The organism is Neolewinella marina (genome assembly GCF_002631205.1).
Lineage (GTDB): Bacteria > Bacteroidota > Bacteroidia > Chitinophagales > Saprospiraceae > Neolewinella > Neolewinella marina.
Genome location: NZ_PDLO01000001.1, coordinates 1,040,473 through 1,058,535, shown reverse-complemented (window position 1 = coordinate 1,058,535; position 18,063 = coordinate 1,040,473). Strand labels below are relative to the sequence as shown.

At 61.3% G+C, this 18,063-nt stretch carries 16 protein-coding genes; 6 read left to right on the top strand and 10 right to left on the bottom strand.

What is annotated here, in order from left to right; genetic code table 11:
• Window positions 1-87: 87 nt before the first annotated feature.
• A complete protein-coding gene (gene cdaA, locus CGL56_RS04360; RefSeq protein WP_245183931.1) occupies window positions 88-888 on the bottom strand; it encodes a diadenylate cyclase CdaA in 801 nt (266 codons plus the stop codon).
• A 9-nt stretch (window positions 889-897) separates the two neighbouring features.
• Window positions 898-1,494: an OmpH family outer membrane protein gene (locus CGL56_RS04355; RefSeq protein WP_167641487.1), complete on the bottom strand. Its 597-nt coding sequence runs from the start codon at window positions 1,492-1,494 to the stop codon at window positions 898-900.
• Window positions 1,495-1,584: 90 nt separating this feature from the next.
• Here CGL56_RS04355 and CGL56_RS04350 point away from each other — a divergent pair, with 90 nt between their 5' ends.
• Complete coding sequence (locus CGL56_RS04350; RefSeq protein WP_099105254.1) at window positions 1,585-2,496, top strand: EamA family transporter; 912 nt, start codon at window positions 1,585-1,587, stop codon at window positions 2,494-2,496.
• A gap of 1 nt (window position 2,497) precedes the next feature.
• Here the strand turns inward: CGL56_RS04350 and nspC are convergent, their stop codons facing one another.
• From nspC to CGL56_RS04335, 3 genes are all read right to left on the bottom strand, one after another.
• Window positions 2,498-3,625, bottom strand: a complete 1,128-nt coding sequence (gene nspC, locus CGL56_RS04345) for a carboxynorspermidine decarboxylase (RefSeq protein ID WP_099105253.1) — start codon at window positions 3,623-3,625, stop codon at window positions 2,498-2,500.
• 19 nt (window positions 3,626-3,644) lie between these two features.
• Window positions 3,645-5,420 (bottom strand): hypothetical protein, encoded by a 1,776-nt coding sequence (locus CGL56_RS04340; protein WP_143470604.1) that lies wholly within the window; start codon window positions 5,418-5,420, stop codon window positions 3,645-3,647.
• A 67-nt stretch (window positions 5,421-5,487) separates the two neighbouring features.
• Window positions 5,488-5,835 carry a 4Fe-4S dicluster domain-containing protein gene (locus CGL56_RS04335; protein WP_099105251.1) on the bottom strand — a complete coding sequence of 116 codons (348 nt, stop codon included), beginning with the start codon at window positions 5,833-5,835 and terminating at the stop codon, window positions 5,488-5,490.
• A 264-nt stretch (window positions 5,836-6,099) separates the two neighbouring features.
• On the opposite strand from CGL56_RS04335, the gene CGL56_RS04330 reads away from it, so the two are divergent.
• Window positions 6,100-6,639: a TraR/DksA family transcriptional regulator gene (locus CGL56_RS04330; RefSeq protein ID WP_099105250.1), complete on the top strand. Its 540-nt coding sequence runs from the start codon at window positions 6,100-6,102 to the stop codon at window positions 6,637-6,639.
• Between the two features lie 4 nt (window positions 6,640-6,643).
• On the top strand, window positions 6,644-7,159 hold the full coding sequence (locus CGL56_RS04325; RefSeq protein WP_099105249.1) for a gamma carbonic anhydrase family protein: 516 nt from the start codon (window positions 6,644-6,646) through the stop codon (window positions 7,157-7,159).
• On the opposite strand, the gene CGL56_RS04320 is transcribed toward CGL56_RS04325, so the two are convergent.
• Complete coding sequence (locus CGL56_RS04320) at window positions 7,149-7,799, bottom strand: 4'-phosphopantetheinyl transferase family protein (RefSeq protein ID WP_099105248.1); 651 nt, start codon at window positions 7,797-7,799, stop codon at window positions 7,149-7,151. The two genes, CGL56_RS04325 and CGL56_RS04320, sit on opposite strands and share 11 nt — an antisense overlap.
• A gap of 217 nt (window positions 7,800-8,016) precedes the next feature.
• Between CGL56_RS04320 and CGL56_RS04310 the strand changes: the two genes are divergently transcribed.
• Window positions 8,017-8,907, top strand: coding sequence for a WD40 repeat domain-containing protein (locus CGL56_RS04310; protein ID WP_143470603.1), 891 nt, complete (start codon window positions 8,017-8,019; stop codon window positions 8,905-8,907).
• Between the two features lie 82 nt (window positions 8,908-8,989).
• Here the strand turns inward: CGL56_RS04310 and gcvP are convergent, their stop codons facing one another.
• Window positions 8,990-11,881 (bottom strand): aminomethyl-transferring glycine dehydrogenase, encoded by a 2,892-nt coding sequence (gcvP, locus tag CGL56_RS04305; protein WP_099105245.1) that lies wholly within the window; start codon window positions 11,879-11,881, stop codon window positions 8,990-8,992.
• Between the two features lie 143 nt (window positions 11,882-12,024).
• On the opposite strand from gcvP, the gene CGL56_RS04300 reads away from it, so the two are divergent.
• Entirely contained in the window at window positions 12,025-13,515 is a 1,491-nt protein-coding gene (locus CGL56_RS04300; protein WP_099105244.1) for an SLC13 family permease, read from the top strand.
• A gap of 157 nt (window positions 13,516-13,672) precedes the next feature.
• Window positions 13,673-14,779 (top strand): S8/S53 family peptidase, encoded by a 1,107-nt coding sequence (locus CGL56_RS04295; protein WP_143470602.1) that lies wholly within the window; start codon window positions 13,673-13,675, stop codon window positions 14,777-14,779.
• 39 nt (window positions 14,780-14,818) lie between these two features.
• Here the strand turns inward: CGL56_RS04295 and CGL56_RS04290 are convergent, their stop codons facing one another.
• The 3 genes from CGL56_RS04290 to CGL56_RS04280 form a co-directional block, all read right to left on the bottom strand.
• Window positions 14,819-16,240, bottom strand: coding sequence for a DEAD/DEAH box helicase (locus tag CGL56_RS04290; RefSeq protein ID WP_099105242.1), 1,422 nt, complete (start codon window positions 16,238-16,240; stop codon window positions 14,819-14,821).
• A gap of 102 nt (window positions 16,241-16,342) precedes the next feature.
• On the bottom strand, window positions 16,343-17,134 hold the full coding sequence (gene epsC / locus CGL56_RS04285; RefSeq protein ID WP_099105241.1) for a serine O-acetyltransferase EpsC: 792 nt from the start codon (window positions 17,132-17,134) through the stop codon (window positions 16,343-16,345).
• Between the two features lie 418 nt (window positions 17,135-17,552).
• Complete coding sequence (locus CGL56_RS04280) at window positions 17,553-18,056, bottom strand: RNA polymerase sigma factor (protein ID WP_099105240.1); 504 nt, start codon at window positions 18,054-18,056, stop codon at window positions 17,553-17,555.
• Window positions 18,057-18,063 lie beyond the last annotated feature (7 nt).

The window sequence follows — 18,063 nt, the reverse complement described above, 5'->3', positions numbered from 1 at the left end:
GACAGAACCTCGAATCGTGGCCAAGCGTAGCGCAGGTGACATACGAGTGTTCGGGTTGTTGAGACAGCCTGACGCCTGAAGTCGTCGCTACAGGTACATATCCAGCAACTCGGTAAGCCGCTCCTCGGAGATGCCGCGCTCGAGTATTCCCCCGTAAGCGAAGGAGATCTTGCCCGTTTCCTCCGAAATGATGAAGCAGGCCACGTCGATCTTCTCCGTTACCCCGACCGCCGCCCGGTGGCGGAGGCCCACGGCTGAGGGCAGTTCGCTGTTTTCGGATACGGGCAGGATGGCGCTGGCCTTGATGATCCGGCGGTCGGAGATCAGAACGGCCCCGTCGTGCAGCGGGCTTTCCTTGTGGAAGATGCTGACCAGCAGGCCGTAGCTGATGTCGGCGTTCAGCTCCGTACCTCCGGTGATGACGGTACTCGGGTCGGCGTCCTGGGTGCAGACGATCAGGGCACCCGTCCGCTGTCGCGCCATCCGCAGAAACGCCCGGCGCACGGCCGCGGTCTGGGGGGCGTGCTCCCGGTCGAACTCCTCCCGGCCCAGCAGTCGGTTCCAGAAACTGTCGCGTTGCTTGATCGTACCACTACCGAGCAGGAGCAGGAAGCGGCGCACCTCGGGCTGGAAGATGATGATCAGACTGATGAAGCCTACCTGGATGAACTGGTTCAGGATGTTGCTCAACAGATCCATCCCCAGGGCCGTGAAGGCCTGGTAGCTGAAGAAGAGGGCAACGATGCCCACGAAGATGTTGAGCGCGATACTGCCCCTCAGCAGCCGGTACAACCAGTAGATCAGGTAGCCGACGATCACTACATCGAAGACGTCCCAGATGTCTACCTGAAGGAAACCGATATTAAAGGCCAGGGGCAGGAGGAGCATGCCGGTAAGTTACTGCAAGCTGTCCTGGACGGCGTTGAGTCGCTCCAGCACCATCGGCGTGATGTCGTAGGCGTCGTTGGTGATGAGGACGGCGGAATTCTGGCCCTGGTTCAGGATGTAGTCGTAGTTGTTTTCCGCCTGCAGCTCCTCCAGAACGGCCTTGACGCGCTCGGAGAACCGCTGCTGGATCTGCATCTGGTCCTGCTGAATGCTGTTCAGGGCCATGTCGCGCTGCTGCAGGATCTCCTGCTCCTTGCGGGCGATGCGTTGCTGTTCGGCCTGTACGCGGTTGGGGGCCAACTGGCCCTGCTGCATCAGGTTTTGGAGCTTGCTCACCTCCTCTTCCAGTGACTTCACCCGCGCGGCGTGGTTTTCCTGGGCTTTGAGGAAGTTATCTTCGAGGCGGCCCAGCTCATCGGCCACCTGGGTGTAACCGGCCTGGAGGCTGTCCACCTTCACGAATACGATGCTGAGGCCCGATCCGGGGGCTGCGGGGGTGCGAACTTCGGATGCGGCCGGGGCATCGGCGTTTTGGTCACAGCCAAAAAAGGTGAGTCCGGGCAGAACTAAAGCTGCACACAAAAGTATTCTAGCGACGTCGGTCATCAAGCAGTGGTTTTTTGGGGGCGCCAGCGTATTCCGCCTGGGAACGGAGAGCGCCTCCTGCATTTTATCCCGCAAAAGTACAGTTTCGTCATGGGACGTGACCGCCTGTTTATTCTCATTGCCTTCCTCATCACGTATTTCGTCTGGGGAGCCACCTACCTCGCCAACTACTGGGCCATTGATTCCATCCCGGTTTTCGGGATGGGCGCCTCCCGCTTTTTCGTAGCCGGGTCCCTCATGTACCTGTATACCCTGATCCGGGGCGACTTCAGTTTACCCAAGCTGCGCTACGTCGCGAATGCCTCCCTGATCGGCATTTTGCTGCTCGGCATCGGCACGGGGGCGGTTGTCTGGGCCCAGCAGTATATCCCCACGAGCACTACCTCACTCATTATTGCCTTCGAACCCCTGGTCGTGATGCTGATGATGTGGGGCTGGCTGTCCAACCGTCCGCCGCTGAAAGCTTTCTTTGGGGCCTTCGTCAGCATCATCGGGATGGGCCTGCTCATCACCCAGCCGATCGCGATCGGCGGGGGCGATGCCTACCTGGGCATGATCGGTATTGCCTCCGGCATGCTGTGCTGGGGCGCCGGCATGCTGCTGCGGCAGCGGCTCGACCTGGGGCAGAACCGCGTGCGCGCTACGGCCATGCAGATGTTGTCGGCCGGATTGTTCCTCTTCATCTTCAGCCTGGCGCTGGATGAGTGGGCGGGCTGGTCGTTCGACGACCTCACCGCCCGTTCGGCCTATTCCTGGCTGTTCCTGGTGGTATTCGGCTCCATCATTGCCTTTTCCGCCTTCAATTATCTCCTCGGGAAGGTGAGCGCGGACAAGGTATCGACCAATACCTACGTCAATCCGGTGGTAGCGGTATTGCTGGGCGGCCTGCTTAACGGCGAAGTGGTTACGGGACAGTCCATACTGGCTGGGGCGATCCTGCTCACGGGAGTGTACTTCATCAACTCCTCTTCCCCGGCGCCCGTCAAGCGGCCCGCTTCCTGACTTACCCCATCCGCCGTTCGTAGTCGGGGTAGTCGAACGACCGCCGTTCGGTGATCTCTCCGTCGGCGTTGACCATGACGATGTCGGGGTGGGGTACGCCGTTGAACATCGTAGATTTCACGGTGGTGTAGTGGGCCATGTCCTCGAAGACAAGGGTGTCGCCCACGCGGGCGGGCTGGGTGAAGTAGTACTCCTCGAGGTAGTCGCCGGCCAGGCAGCTCATGCCCCCGAGGCGGTAGGCGTAGGGATAACCGTCCTGCTTGTCCGCACTCGCCCCACGCACCACCGGCCGGTAGGGCATCTCCAGGGTGTCCGGCATATGGCAGGTGAAACTGACGTCCAGCATCAGGGTGGCCGATCCGTAGTTGTTTACGATATCGAGCACGGTGCAGGTCAGGTAGCCGGTCTGCCACACGTGGGCGCTGCCCGGCTCCAGGATAACCTCCAGGTGGGGGTAGCGTTCCTTGAGTTGCCGCAGCGTCCGGATGAGCAGTTCGGTGTCGTAGCCGGCCCGGGTCATCAGGTGGCCGCCCCCGAGGTTGAGCCACTCCACCTGCTCCAGGTAGTGGCCGAACTGGGCGCGGGTCCGCTCGATGAGGGTAGCGGTGGCGGCCGCGTCGCTCTCGCAGAGGGTATGCACGTGCAGCCCCTTCAATCCGCGGGGCGGCTTGCTGGGCAGGTTGGGCAGCGTTTCGCCCAGGCGGCCGAATTTGTTGGAGGGGTTGTACAGGTCGGTTTCCACCGGACTATACTGGGGGTTCCCCCGTAGGCCCACGCTGGTACCTAACCGTTCCCACTGGTCGCGGTACCGTTCCAGTTCAGTCAGGGTGTTGAAGGTGAGGTGCTCCGACATCCCCGCGATCTCCTCGAATTCTCCGGGGCGGTACACCGGGGCGTAGACGTACGGGCGGCGGCCGAAGTGGCGCTCGATGAGCCGCGCTTCGTTGAGGCTGCTGGCCGTGGCACCGCGCAGGTATTCGGCCATGAGGGGGAAGGCGGGCCAGTAGGCAAATGCCTTGAGGGCCAGGATGATGTTGACGCCGGAGGCCGAAGCCACGTCGGAGATCAACTCCAGGTTACGGCGGATCTTGTCTTCTTCCAGAACGAAAGCGGGAGAGGGTAGGGCCATGGGTAGATTTTATTCGCGACTAGAAGACCTCCCGCCGCGGCGCAACGTTCCAGCGGACGCCGGCATTGAGGAGCGTCGTTTCCAGGTCGCGGCCGGGGGCGTCCGAGTCTTTGCTGCGGGAGAAGTATTCAGCCTCCAGCCAGAGGTTGGGGCGCAGTTCGTAGCCGGCCCGCAGGTGGAGGATGGTGTTGGTATATTGAATGCCCTGACCGATCTCGTTGCCGTAGGTACTGCTCCGCAGGTTGCTGGATTGGTTGAGATTTTCACCCACTACGAGGTCACCGTCACCCTCCCCCTGTTCGATCAGGTAGAGCCGGCCGTTGAGCTGCAGGCGGGGCAGGGGGCGGTAATCCACGCCGACCAGGTTTTCGCGGAAGTTGGCCCCCAGGGGGTGGGCCAGCGGCATGGTCAGGTGGGTATAGCTGCTCAGCCCCTTGTGGGAGTAGACATAAGGGCGCGCCAGGTTGCGTTCCGCCACCAGGTCCAGCTGATCCACGCCGAAGGCATCGACGTGCCGCAGGCCGATCTGGTAGGCCCATTTGTTGGCCCACCACCCCCGCTTCTCGATGAACAGTTCGCTGAAGACGAATTCATCAAGGACGAATTGCCCGTAAAGCTGGGTGCGGAACGGCAGCTGATAATCGGCGGTAAGGCCGATGAGGACGTTGTCGGGACTGCCCACGCTGCCCTCTACCGTGCGGTAAAGGATCACGGGGTTGAGGTAGGCCAGCTCGAAACCATTGTTGCGGTTGAGCACCACCGCCTCGAACAGTCCCAGGGAGAGCCGCTGTCCTACGTTGATCGACAGGTGGTGGGCGGCAAGGTACTTGGTGGGCAAAGGCTGGCCACGATTGTCGAATGCCGGACCACTGGTCAGCTGGGCAAAGAGGTTACGGTAGTGGAATTTCCAGATCCGCCAATTGATTTCCAGAAAGGGGTAGTTGTTGCTGAAGTCACTCAACAGCAACGATCGCTCTCCGGAGCCAATAAAGTGCTGTCCGTACCCGAGCCGAAAACCGACGTGGCGGGAGAGGTCGGCCGACAAGTAGCCCGCCCCGTTCAGGAAGTCGTAGCCCCGGCGGATGCCCGCGAAATCCAGGGTGAAGTTATCCTTGATCAGGCCCGCTCCCGGCAGGGCCCGGTTCTGGCGGTAGAACTGGCGGAGGAAATTCGGGGCGCCGTACTGGTTTTCCAGGATTTCCAGGTGGAGGAAAAAGCGGTCGTCCACCCCGGCCCGCAGCCGTACGCCACGTTTGTTGAGCACGTAGTCCTGCTCGTCGTCCTGCAGCTTGCCGTACTTCAGGTCGAGGATGGGATTCACCCGCAGGTAGAAGTCTTCCCGGTTGTGCTGGTATAGGAAAGCGGGCGTTTCGTAGAAGGTGCCAAGCAGCGGCCGTTTCGCCCGGCGGTAGGCATCGGAGGCTTCGGACGCCACGCTGAAGTCCTCCCCGATCCAGAAGGGCGCCCGGTCGGCGTCGTCCGTGTCGGTCAGGGGGGGCAGGCTGAGCCACTCGTTGTTGTCGTCGTAAAAGCGCTGGACGCGGTAGCGGTCCACCCGCGACATATCTTCCCCGTAGAGCACGTCCCAGGTTTTCACCAGGCGGACGAGGTCGCCGCGGCTATTGGGCCGCAGCTCCAGGTCGGCCGCGGGGGTCGTAAAGCCCTGATAGCCGTAGCGGGTAGCGAGGCGGCGGACCAGCTCGTAGCCCTCTTCATTAACGGGGAGGGGAGCCCCCTGGGCCGGCAACACGGCGGCAAACAGCAAGAGGGGTAGAAGTCCTAGGAAGCGGAGCACGGGCGATACATGAGTTACACCGGAGCGAAGGCGCGTCCGGCCGGGCAGGGAAAGTAGCGGATAACGCCTACCCGTGCAAGGTCTTCTGACGGGCCGCGAGTACTGCCTCGCTCTCCTCCCGCTCCGGGTCGGGAACGCAGCAGTCTACCGGGCAAACGGCCGCGCACTGGGGCTCCTCGTGGAAACCGACGCACTCCGTACACTTGTCGGGGACGATGTAGTAGAACTCATCGCTCACCGGTTCCTGCTCCTCGTCGGGCTCGATGGTCTCTCCGGTTTCAATGGTATACGGTTCACTGATGGCGGTACCGTCGGAAATGGTCCACTCTACGCCACCTTCGTAAATCGCGTTGTTGGGGCATTCCGGCTCGCAGGCTCCGCAGTTGATGCAATCGTCAGTAATCATGATGGCCATGGGGGGAACATTTAAGGGGGCAAAAATAGGGACTGTATCCGTAGGGTCTCGCTAAGGTAACCGATAAGTATGCGCTCGGTTGGCTCCTTCGTTAGTAACTCGCCGGAAGTAGTACGGACGGTAATAATTTGCGCCGCCCACCAGCAAATTTGCATTAGTGGCTAAAAATTATAACATTGATCAGGTGGCAGACGTATTATGCCGACGGCCTGCCGAACACAACCCCGGAAGACCGGCCGACCTACCATAAGATTCATCTTTAGAATGGAACGATACAGCGACGAAGAACTCGAAGAGTTCAAGCAAATTATAAAGGACAACTACCAGCAAGCCAAGAAGGAACTGCAGATGCTGCGGGAGCAGATCAGCGAGTTTTCGGAAAATATCTCCGAAGGCTTCGGGGCGGACTATACCCAGGACAGCAGCTCCGTCAGCCAGCTGGAATTGCTGAATGAACAGGTGCTGCGCAAGCGCGATCAGGTGCAGGACCTCCAGAATGCCATGCTCCGCATCAAGAACAAGGTATACGGGGTCTGCTCCGTAACCGGCAAGCTGATCGACCGCAAGCGACTGGAAGCCGTACCCACCACCACCAAGAGCCTGGAGGGTATGAAGTTGCAGGCCAGCGGCGCCATGGACGTGACCGCCCAGGACCTGGCACGCATGGCCAGTGAGCGCAAGGAGGGGCCCAACAAGATCATCTCCAAGATCAAAAAGCCGCCACCGCCCAAGGCCAAGCCCGTAGTGAAGAAGAAAAGCCGCCGCCGCAAGGCCCAGGAGGAAGACGAAGACGACCTGATCTGATCCTATGGCACTGATCATGTCAGTAAGGGGCCACACGCCCGTCATCGGGGAAAACTGTTTCCTGGCCGAGAACGCCACCGTAGTCGGTGAAGTGACCATGGGCCGGGACTGTAGCGTGTGGTTCACCGCCGTCATCCGCGGTGACGTTAACCGCATCACCCTGGGCGACCGCGTCAACGTCCAGGACGGAGCCTGTATCCACTGCACCTACGAGCGGGCAGCGACCACCGTGGGCAATGACGTAAGCATCGGTCACCGGGCCATCGTGCACGGCTGCACCCTCCACGACAGCGTCCTGATCGGAATGGGCGCCATCGTTATGGACGACGCCGTAGTGGAAAGTAATGTCATCATCGGGGCGGGCGCCGTGGTACCGGCCGGGATGCGCTGCGAAGCGAATTCTATTTACGCAGGCATTCCCGCCCGCAAAATCAAGGATCTCGACCCCGCCCAGCGGGAAGACACCATTACCCGGATCGCCGGAGCCTACCTGAAGTACGCCTCCTGGTTCAAGGATTAGGCCGCGCCACCGCCCCCACCAGAACGAAGTCCGCATACTGTCGGAAGCTCAGGTCAAATTCCTGGCACAGGGTATCAGTCGTGAGGCACCCCCGCGCCACCCCCCGGTCGGGATCGTAGCCGCTCAGGTCCACGAAAAGGTGTTCCTTGAAATCAAGTTGCCGCCGCCCGTAGGCCTTGTACAGGGCTTCCTTGGCCGACCAGATAAGGTGGAGTTGGTGCAGTTCACTAGCTTCCTGCAAGTGAATGGCCTCATCCGGGCGCACGAACCGGCGGGCCAGGCTACGGATACGGGGTACGATCCGCTGTACGTCGATGCCGCAGGGGCGGGGATGGGCGATCGCGGCGGAATACCCGCCGGTATGGCTGATGGAAACGAAAAAATGAGAATCTTGCAGGTGGGGCTTCCCTGCTTCGTCCTTGACCAATTCGCCCCGGGTGTCGCGCCCGCTCATTTCGTGCAGCAGGAGGCGGGCCGCCAGGAATTCCCGACGGCGTTCCTGCCCCTTGATGCGGGCGAGTTGCTCGGCTTCGCGGTCGAACAGGGAAAGGCGTTCCCTCAGCTGGGGTTCGGGCTCATCAATGTGCCAGAGGCCCCACTCACCGGGCGGGTCGAAGGATTCGTGAAAAAGGAGGGGCAAAAGGGAGGAAGCTAAAGGCGGATCGCGTTGATCCGTGTATCAATGAAGTAGAAAACGCAAATTACAACCAGGGCCACAAAAAACATCGCTCCGACCACTTGAAGGGTGGTAGCTAACTGCGGCAGGACAAATCCGACGGTCCAGCAAAGCGTCACTAAAAACAGGTACTTCATATGACTGTACAACCCCGATTTATAACCCATTGTTCGTGAAACTGATGTTGCGACGCCAAAGCCAGCGATCCGGTCACCGGGCCGCCATTTACGACCTGGAACCCGCCCCCGACGGCTTCTATTCGGCGGCGGCCGACGGTTATCTCGTGCACTGGCACCGGGAGGATGCCGACTTCGGCCGGGTAGTGGCTACGGTGGAAGGGGGCAAGTTCCTCTCCCTGACGGCCACGCCGGAGGGGCTGGTTGCCGGTACCCTCGACGGCGGCGTACACTGGCTCTACCCCGACGATCCCGCCCGCAACCGCCACGTGGCCCACCACCGACGGGGCACCTTCAGCCTCCTCACCGTAGGGAACCAGGTGTACAGTGCGGGCGGCGACGGCGTTCTCACCCGATGGAGCATTAAGCACGCCCGGACGGAAGAAACTCTCCCCCTCTGCCCCAACTCACTGCGACGCCTGGCCTACGACCCGGTCCGAGACCGCCTCGCCGCCGGAGGGAGTGATGGGAAGGTATATCTGCTGGATGAGCCCCGGCTTTCCCTGCTGGCCTCGGCACCCGCGCACCCGCCCTCGGTGTTCGCCCTGGCCTTCTCCGCCGACGGAAACACGCTTTACACGGGGGGACGCGACGCCGCCCTGAGCCGGTGGGACGTCAGTCAGGACCAACTAAGGGAACAACAGCGGGTAACCGCACACCTGATGACCATCAATGCCCTGGCCCTGCACCCGGGAGGAAAATACCTGGCGACCGCCAGCCGCGACAAGACGGTGAAATTGTGGCAGGCCGACACCTTGGAGCTCCTGAAAGTCATCGAGGTAGTGCGCGACAAGGGCCACGTCAATTCCGTCAATACCCTCGCCTGGCTCGACGACCATACCCTCATCACCGCCGGAGACGACCGCCGGGTGCTGGAGTGGAAAGTGAAAGTGTAGACGTTCTATAGTCGTTTAGATCTTTAGTCTTTTAGGGCCCGATACAAACCTAAAAGACTAAAGATCTAAACGACTAAAGCACTCACACGTACTCCTCAATCGGCGGACAAGTACAAACGAAGTTGCGGTCTCCGTATCCATCGTCTACGCGGGCGACGCTGGGCCAGAACTTGAATCCTTGCTGCAGGTAGGGCAGGGGGTAGGCGGCCTGGGCGCGGCTGTAGGGGTGTACCCACTCGTCGGCGGTGAGCTCGGCTACGGTATGGGGGGCGTTGACCAGTACGTTGTCCTGGGCGTCGGCTGCTCCGCTGGCGATGGCGTCGGCTTCCTCGCGGATGGACAGCAGGGCGTCGCAGAAGCGGTCGAGTTCGTCCTTGCTCTCGCTTTCCGTGGGCTCGATCATCACCGTGCCGGCTACGGGCCAGCTCAGGGTGGGGGCGTGGAAGCCGTAGTCGATCAGGCGCTTGGCGAGGTCACCGGCGCTCATGACCGATTTGAAGGGGCGCAGGTCCAGGATCAGTTCGTGGGCGGCGCGACCGTTTTCCCCGGTGAAGAGGACGTCGTAGTGGTTCTCCACCCGCGCCTTGATATAGTTGGCGTTGAGGATGGCGTACATGCTGGCTTGCCGCAGTCCTTCCGCGCCCAGCATCTTGATGTAGGCGTAGCTGATCAGCAGGATGCTTGCACTGCCCCAGGGGGCGGCGGAGACGGCCGAGGTGGCACGCTGTCCGCCCGTATCCTGCAGGGGATGACCGGGCAGGAAGGGGGCCAGCTTTTCGTTGCAGCAGATGGGGCCCATGCCGGGGCCTCCGCCGCCGTGGGGGATGGCAAAGGTCTTGTGGAGGTTCAGGTGGCAGACGTCGGCACCGATGCGTCCGGGACTGGTCAGGCCCACCTGGGCGTTCATATTCGCCCCGTCCATGTAGACCAGTCCGCCGTGGGCGTGCACCAGTTCGCACATTTCTACCACGCCGGTTTCGAATACGCCGTAGGTGCTCGGGTAGGTGATCATCAGGGCGGCCAGGCGGTCGCTGTTGGCTTCGGCCTTGGCGCGAAGGTCCTCCATATCGACGTTACCGGCCGCGTCGCTCTTCACCACTACGACCTGCATGCCGGCCATCACGGCGCTGGCGGGGTTGGTGCCGTGAGCGCTTTCGGGGATCAGGGCAACGTTGCGGTGAGCTTCCTCCCGGTGCTGGTGGTAGGCCCGGATCACCATCAGTCCGGCGTATTCCCCGCTGGCTCCGCTGTTGGGCTGCAGGCTGCAGGCGGTGAATCCGGTGATCTCGGCCAGGTCGTGCTCGAGCTCCCGGAAGAGCTCCTTGTAACCCTGGGCCTGTTCGATGGGGGCAAAGGGGTGGATGTCGGCGAATTCCGGCCAGCTTACCGGGATCAGTTCGGTAGCGGCGTTCAGCTTCATGGTGCAGGAACCCAGGGGGATCATGCTGTGCACGAGGCTCAGGTCCTTGTTTTCCAGCCGCTTCAGGTACCGCATCATTTCGGTTTCCGTGCGGTAGCTGCGGAAGTTGGGGTGCGTCAGGAATTCACTCGTGCGGCGGAGCGCGGGTGCAATGCGTCCTTCCACGCCTTCCACGCCGCCGTCTTCGGTCAGGGGGGCGCCCTGGTAGTCCAGGGGGGCGTCGAAAATGCGGCAGATTACCTGCAGGTCGGTGGTGGCCACCGTCTCGTCGAAGCTGATGCGAATGCCGCCCTCGGTGGGGTAGTAGAAGTTGTAGCCATTGGTTTCCGCCCGCTGACGGATTTGGGCCGCTTTCTCCGGTGCTACGTCGAGGTGGATGGTGTCGAAGAAGGACTCATTGGCCAGGGAGTAGCCGGCCGCCTGCAGGGCGTTCGCCAGCAGGACGGTGAAGTGGTGGGTGCGCTTGGCAATGGCGGTGAGGCCTTCGGCGCCGTGGTAGCAGGCGTACATGGCGGCCATATTGGCCAGCAGGGCCTGGGCGGTGCAGATGTTGGAGGTGGCTTTCTCCCGGCGGATGTGCTGCTCCCGCGTCTGCAGGGCCATGCGCAGGGCGAAGTTGCCGTGCCGGTCCTGGCTTACGCCGATGATGCGGCCGGGGATCAGGCGCTTGTAGCTGTCCAGGGTAGCGAAGTAGGCGGCGTGGGGTCCACCGAAGCCCATGGGGACGCCGAAGCGCTGGGTATTGCCCACCACGGCGTCGGCTCCCCACTCCCCGGGAGGGGTCAGCAGGGTCAGCGACAGCAGGTCGGCGGCCACCGTGACGGTGATGTTCTTGTCGCGGGCGCGCTCCGTCACCTCACGGTAGTCTTCCACGCGGCCGTCGGCGCCGGGGTACTGTAGCAGGATGCCAAATACCCGGTCCTCATTCAGTTCAAAATCGGCTACGCGGCTCACCTGGATCTCGATGTCGAGGGGCTCGGCACGGGTCCGCAGCACGGCCAGGGTCTGCGGCAGCACCTGGTCGGAGACCAGGAATACGTTGGCGGGCTCTCCTTTCACCCGCTTGTTGCGGTGGCTGTAGAACATGCTCATGGCCTCCGCCGCCGCGGTGCCTTCGTCGAGCAGGCTGGCGTTGGCCACCGGCATACCGGTGAGGTCGCTGACCATGGTCTGGAAGTTCAGCAGCGACTCCAGGCGGCCCTGGGCGATCTCGGCCTGGTAGGGGGTGTACTGGGTGTACCAGCCCGGATTGCAGAAGAGGTTGCGGAGGATTACACTCGGGGTGATCGTGCCGTAGTAGCCCATGCCCACGAAGCTGCGGAATACCCGGTTGCGGCCGGCAATGCCCTTGAGGTGCTGGAGGTAGTAGTATTCGCTGATCGCGGAAGAAACCTGGAGGGACTTGCGGTCCCGGATGTTCTCGGGTACCGTCTGGTCGATCAGCTCGTCCAGCGACGCCACGCCGATGGTTTCGAGCATGGCTTGGGTCTCCTCGGCGGAGGGCCCGATGTGGCGGTTTCTGAACTGGTCGTGGCGGGGGGTAAGGGCTTGCATCTGGTGGAGGCTATTTGGGGTGGCAAAGGTAATGTTTCACCCTTGGTTCTGATTGCGGAAAAGGGTAGGGCGACCACTAGCCAGCAGGACCAGCTCCCGGGAAACTCCCGGACTTCCTACCTTACCCTGCGGAACCCAACCCCATGAACGCCCTGAAAAACCCCCAGCGCATCGGCCTCTTCCTCGGCCCCGCCCTTTTCCTGCTCACCCTCTTCTTTTACCACCCGGAGGGGATGAGCGTGGAGGCGAACGCCGTGTTGGCCAGCACGCTCTGGGTAGCGGCCTGGTGGATCACGGAGGCCATCCCCATCGCGGCCACCTCCCTGTTGCCCATCGTGCTGTTCCCCCTCACCGGGGCGCTCGGACTGGACGAGACCACTGCCTCCTACGGCCACAAGTACATCTTTCTCTACATCGGCGGCTTCATCCTGGCCATCGCCATCGAACGGTGGAACCTCCACCGCCGCCTGGCCCTGAATATCATCGCCCTCATCGGTACCAACGTGAACCGAATTCTGCTGGGCTTCATGACGGCCACGGCCTTTCTGTCCATGTGGATCTCCAATACCGCCTCCTCGGTCATGATGCTGCCCATCGGGGCGGCCATCATCAAGCAGCTGCGCGATAATCCCAACACCATCGAGGACGAGAACAAAACCTTCGGCAAGCTGCTCATGCTCGGTATCGCCTACAGCGCGTCCATCGGCGGCATCGCCACCCTCATCGGTACGCCGCCCAACCTTATCCTGGCCGGCATCGTCCAGGAACTCTACGGCATCGAAATTTCCTTCCAGCAGTGGATCATCATCGGATTACCCATCTCGGTGATTCTGCTCCTGATCTGCTGGCGCTACCTCGCCTTCTACACCCGCAACTTCGAGCAACGCTCCTTCCCCGGCGGCAAGCGGGAGATCGCCAACCAGCTGAGCAAACTCGGCAAGATCGGCTACGAAGAGAAGACGGTCCTCATCGTATTCTCCCTCACCGCCTTTGCCTGGATCACCCGCGGCTTCCTGCTTGAACGGTTCCTGCCGGGGCTGGACGATACCATCATCGCCATTGCCGCGGGACTCATCCTCTTCCTCCTGCCAGCTCGTCGCGGCAGCCAGCGCGCCATCGTCACCTGGGAGGAGGCGGTCCAGCTGCCCTGGGGCATCCTGCTGCTTTTCGGGGGCGGACTGGCCATCGCCCAGGCCTTCAAGGTCACCGGACTGGCGGAGTGGATGGCTACCCAGCTGATGGCCCTCGAGGGGGTTTCCCTGCTGGTACTGCTGCTGGTGCTGGTGGCCGCCGTGAATTTCCTCACCGAGATCACCTCCAACCTGGCCACGACGGCCATGTTGCTGCCGGTACTCGCCTCCCTGGCCCTCACCGTCGACGTTCACCCCTTCATCCTCATGGTGGGCGCTACCGTAGCTGCCTCCTGTGCCTTCATGCTGCCGGTGGCCACGCCTCCCAACGCGGTCGTCTTCGGGTCCGGCTACCTCACCATCCCGGATATGGTCCGGGCCGGCGTGGTCCTCAACGTGATCTCCATCTTTCTGCTCACCGCCTTCGTTTACTTCGTGCTTCCCTACGCCTGGTCCTTCGAGCCAAACGCCTTCCCCCTGGAGTGGCTTTCCGGGGCGGAATGATGCAGTTGGCGGCGGAGCGCGGGTGCCAAGAACGACGGTTGCCGCCTATACTCACCTATCGATGAAACTCACGTGGTTACTGCTGCTGCTATCCAGTGTGGCGTGCTATGCTCAACCTAAAGCTGAGGTGGACAGCCACCAAATTCCGGATGCTGTTGTGCCTCCTACTTCGGCCACCCACCCCCTGGGCATCCTTACCCTGCGGCCAAATCCCAACTTTCGGTTGCGGCCACTGGCCAGCCCTAACCTGAATTTCACCGTTTCCAGCGGCAACGTCTGGCTGCCCCCGGTGACGGCACACTACCCGGTAGTCGAAGCGGACCGGCAGTACGTAAGCCAGTTCGCCTGGCACGAGCGGGAATACAAGTTTAACCCGGAGGACCGGCCATCCCGGTCCATGGCATTAATGGCCGATGGCGTCATTCGGCACTACCAGATGGGATTGTCGTTGCCCCTGGCGGAGGACCAGGACGTTGAGCTAACAGTGCGGGCCTTTTCCCTCGACGGGGGCCGGCCGCCCTGGTCCCTGCTGACCAGCGACCGCTTTATCGAATGGTTCCATTCCAACGTAGCTGGCGGGGAAGACCCGTTTGCCCGCAAGCACTACGGCTTTGACGGGGCGGGCATCCACTTCACCGACCAGCGGGGAAATGAAATCCGGATGCAGGCCGGTGAGCTCAGGTTGGACGGATTGGACGCTGCCTACCATTATTACCCCCGGTGGAGTGGCTTGAACGCCCGGGGTATCTATTTATCCTTGACGGGGCGAATGGGATTGTCCACTACCCGGTGGAACCCCTCGGCCGACTTGGGCCTGCAGGGAGCGGTTCACTACCGTGTTCAACCGGGGCCGCGGAGTGCCCTCAGTGTGGCGTTCAGCACCGGAATCGTGAGCCAGCAACTGCTGACGGTCGCATCCGCCGTGCAATTCAGTGACAAGCCGGTGCGGGGCAGTGGAGCACTGTTGCTCCGGTATGCGGTGCAGACCACTAACAATCGCTCATTCTCCGCAGGTGCTATCGTTACCCGGGAAGGGAGCTACTACCGTCGCGCCGGCTTCGATTATGCGGTGCTGTCCGGATCGCGGATCACCACCCACTGGGCCATGGCCATCGCTCATCTGTACGAGCCGCGCATGGCGGGTAACCTTTTCGCTGCCTACGCCGCCGGACGGATTTCACTATCCGTTTACCTGCGGGAAGACATCCTGGCCGCCAATGCTCCTGACTTGCAGGTGGGTACCGGACTGCAAATCGGTCTTTAGTTACCGTAGGTGTTGCTGGTCCCAGGGTAATCCGCAGGGCTAGTCGCGCTTCGGCCGCCGGCGACCGAACTTCTTCTTGGGTTTTTCGCCGCCGCCGGATTCGCCGTTGGCGGGGCTGCTACCACCGCCGCTGTTGCTGTTGTCCGACTGGCTGCGACCACGGCCGCGGCTACGGGAACCGCCACCGCCGCCCCCACTGCGCCCGCGTCCGCGCCCGGAGCCGCCTTTGTTCCTTCCACCACCGCGACCTTCCTTACCACGGTCGTCGCCGCCCTGGCCGGGTTCGGCATCCGCCAGTTCATCGGGGAGGGGGACCCGGCGGACCTTCATTTCCACCAGTTCCTCAATGCGCTTGAAGCGCTGGCGATCTTCCTTGCTGATCAGGGTGATGGCTTCGCCTTCGGCCGAGGCGCGGGCCGTACGTCCGATGCGGTGGACGTAATCCTCGGCGTCGCCGGGCACGTCGAAATTGATGACGAGGTCGATACCGTCGATGTGGATGCCGCGGCTCAGAACGTCGGTAGCGATGACGATGGGGATCTTGCCCGAGCGGAAGTCGCTGAGGCGGTCCTCCCGTTCCTGCTGCTCGAGGTCGGAGGAAACGCTTTCGGCCTTGTGGCCCTTGCGCTGCAGGCGGCGGGTGAGGTCGCGCACCGTCTTCTTGCGTCCGCAGAAGATGAGGATACGCTCCAGGTCCTTCTTGTCCTTCAGGATGTGCTCGATCAGGCTGATCTTGGCCCAGTCGGCCACGTCGAAGGCCTTCTGGTCGATCTTTTCGGCCGGCTTGGAGATGGCAATGCTGATCTCCACGGGGTTCTTGAGGATCTCGCGGGAGAACTTCCGGATCTTGCCCGGCATGGTGGCCGAGTAGAAGAGGATCTGCAGCTTGTCCTTGGGCAACATGTCAATGATCTTGATCATGTCGTTGACGAAGCCCATGTCCAGCATGCGGTCGGCCTCGTCGAGTACCAGGTGGCGTACCCCGCTCAGGTCGGCGTAGCCCAGGTCGAGGTGGGCAATGAGGCGGCCCGGGGTAGCGACCACCAGGGGGGCGCCCGTCTTGAGGGCGTTCTTTTCGCGCTCCATACTGTGGCCGTCCCGGCCACCGTAGATGGCGATGGAGGACGCCGGGGTGTAGAAGCTGAATCCTTCCAGCTGTCGGTCGACCTGCATGGCCAGTTCCCGGGTGGGTTCCAGGATGATGGTATTCACCTTGGTGACCGGTTCGCGGGTCAGCTTGTCCAGAATGGGTAGCAGGAAGGCGGCGGTCTTACCGGTTCCCGTTTGGGCAACGGCCAGTACATCGCGGCCTTCGAGGGAGGGGGGGATGGCCTTGGCCTGGATGGGGGTGCACTTGTCAAAGCCCATATCGTCCAGGGCATCAAGCAATTCGTCTACGAGGTCGAGCTCGTCAAAGTAGACCACCTCCTCTTCGGGGGTCTGGTCGGGGATGTTATTCATTTAGGGCTTGAATGAGCGCAAGCCACCTGTCTCCGGCCTACGCGATTGATAAGGTTGCAAAGGTAATGATTAAATATCGTAGCACCGTTCCGGTGGACCACCTCAGTCGATGCGGGGTTCCCGGTAGTAAATGCGGCTGTCCGGCGGCACGCTCTTGACGATCCACGTGTTGCCCCCAATGACGCTGTTGGCACCAATAACGGTATCCCCGCCCAGGATGGTTGCCCCGGCGTAGATCACCACCCCGTCCTCGATGGTCGGGTGGCGCTTGGTGCGGGCCATCTCCTTCTGAACACTCAGGGCGCCCAGGGTGACACCCTGGTACATCTTCACGTCGTTGCCGATCCGTACCGTTTCCCCGATCACGATGCCCGTACCGTGGTCGATGCAGAACCGGCGACCAATGTCCGCGGCGGGGTGGATCTCGATGCCGGTCTTGCCGTGGGCGATTTCGGAGAGCATCCGGCTGAGCAGACAGGCGCCCAGTCCATGGACGGCGTGGGCAATCCGGTGGACGGCCAGGGCATAAAAGCCGGGATAGGTGGTGATGACCTCCACCCGGTTGACGGCGGCTGGGTCGCCGGCCAGGATAGCTTCCGCGTCCTCGATCAACGCCCCCCGGACCGAGGGCAGCAGGGCCTCGAAGGCGCAGCGCACCGCGTCGGGTGATTCGGTGAGTTCCTCGCTCATGGCATCCAGGATGCTGTAGAACTTCAGGTCGTTGGTAAGGTAGTGGAGGCGGAAGGACTGCTCGCTCTCGAACCGCAGGGTACTCAGTTCCGGAAACAGGAATTGCAAGAGACCGTCGAGCCAATCCTCAATAAGTCGGGGGGAGGGGAGTTTCCGCGCCCGGTGGTGTTCCTCGAAAAGCTGTTGGAGAAAAGCGTCGTCCATAAGGGTAAAGATATCGGGCCGGAACCAAAAAAAAGGGCCGGCAATCGGCCGGCCCCCTGAAGGTCAATGGTGATAGCAAGGTGCTTCACCAGATTGGATAATGTAAAAACTACTTGAAGACGCGTCTGCCGGTTAATTCGGAAAGCGGATTTGTCAAGTGCTTCGCTCCGGCAGATTGATAGTTTGGAATAGCGTCCAGGTGCAGAAATACAGGTTCAAAGCGTCTCGGAAAAACTAAAAAAAGGATTGTCCAAAGTGTCTGATTCAAGATAAAAAGCTGTTTGTTCAAAGTGTCTGGGTCAAGGTTAAAACGAGGTTGTCCAAAGTGCTTGCTAAAAAAATGCTTGTTCAAAGTGTCTGTCTCGGAAAAACTAAAAGTTGTTCATGGTGTCTTGGGGCTGGATAGGAGGGCTGAGGCTCAGTTGCGGTTGCCGATCATGCCCTTCATTTTCTGGCGGGCCAGGAAGATCCGGCTCTTGACGGTACCGATGGGGATATTGAGATGGGCGGCAATTTCTTTGTATTCGTAACCGCGGTAGAACATGAGGAAGGGCACGCTGTAGATCTCTCCGATGGTGCTCATCATGCGGTTCAGTTCCTTGAGGCGCATGTCGTGTTCTCCCTGGTTGGGGATGGCGCTGGTGCTTTCGAGGGCGAAAGTGAAGGTTTCGATGGGCTGGTTCACGTGCTTGCGACTTTTTTCCTTGCGGTAGCGATTGATGTAGGTGTTACGCATGATGGTTGAGACCCAGCTCTTGAAGTTGGTTCCCATGGTGAATTTGTCGCGGTGACGGTAAGCCCGCATGCTGGTTTCCTGCATCAGGTCCTGGGCATCTTGGTGGTTGCGGGTAAGCCGGAGAGCGAAGGAAAAAAGAAGGTTTTCCAGTTTATTGATCTCCTGCGTGAATTCTTGGTTGGTCATGGTTTTG

What these genes read in the sequence shown, in the direction of transcription:
- gcvP (WP_099105245.1), bottom strand. Translation starts at nt 11,881, where the DNA reads ATGCAAGCCCTTACCCCCCGCCACGACCAGTTCAGAAACCGCCACATC.
- CGL56_RS04300 (WP_099105244.1), top strand. Translation starts at nt 12,025, where the DNA reads ATGAACGCCCTGAAAAACCCCCAGCGCATCGGCCTCTTCCTCGGCCCC.
- nspC (WP_099105253.1), bottom strand. Translation starts at nt 3,625, where the DNA reads ATGGCCCTACCCTCTCCCGCTTTCGTTCTGGAAGAAGACAAGATCCGC.
- CGL56_RS04280 (WP_099105240.1), bottom strand. Translation starts at nt 18,056, where the DNA reads ATGACCAACCAAGAATTCACGCAGGAGATCAATAAACTGGAAAACCTT.
- CGL56_RS04335 (WP_099105251.1), bottom strand. Translation starts at nt 5,835, where the DNA reads ATGGCCATCATGATTACTGACGATTGCATCAACTGCGGAGCCTGCGAG.
- epsC (WP_099105241.1), bottom strand. Translation starts at nt 17,134, where the DNA reads ATGGACGACGCTTTTCTCCAACAGCTTTTCGAGGAACACCACCGGGCG.
- CGL56_RS04330 (WP_099105250.1), top strand. Translation starts at nt 6,100, where the DNA reads ATGGAACGATACAGCGACGAAGAACTCGAAGAGTTCAAGCAAATTATA.
- CGL56_RS04310 (WP_143470603.1), top strand. Translation starts at nt 8,017, where the DNA reads ATGTTGCGACGCCAAAGCCAGCGATCCGGTCACCGGGCCGCCATTTAC.
- CGL56_RS04325 (WP_099105249.1), top strand. Translation starts at nt 6,644, where the DNA reads ATGGCACTGATCATGTCAGTAAGGGGCCACACGCCCGTCATCGGGGAA.
- CGL56_RS04290 (WP_099105242.1), bottom strand. Translation starts at nt 16,240, where the DNA reads ATGAATAACATCCCCGACCAGACCCCCGAAGAGGAGGTGGTCTACTTT.
- cdaA (WP_245183931.1), bottom strand. Translation starts at nt 888, where the DNA reads ATGCTCCTCCTGCCCCTGGCCTTTAATATCGGTTTCCTTCAGGTAGAC.
- CGL56_RS04350 (WP_099105254.1), top strand. Translation starts at nt 1,585, where the DNA reads ATGGGACGTGACCGCCTGTTTATTCTCATTGCCTTCCTCATCACGTAT.
- CGL56_RS04355 (WP_167641487.1), bottom strand. Translation starts at nt 1,494, where the DNA reads ATGACCGACGTCGCTAGAATACTTTTGTGTGCAGCTTTAGTTCTGCCC.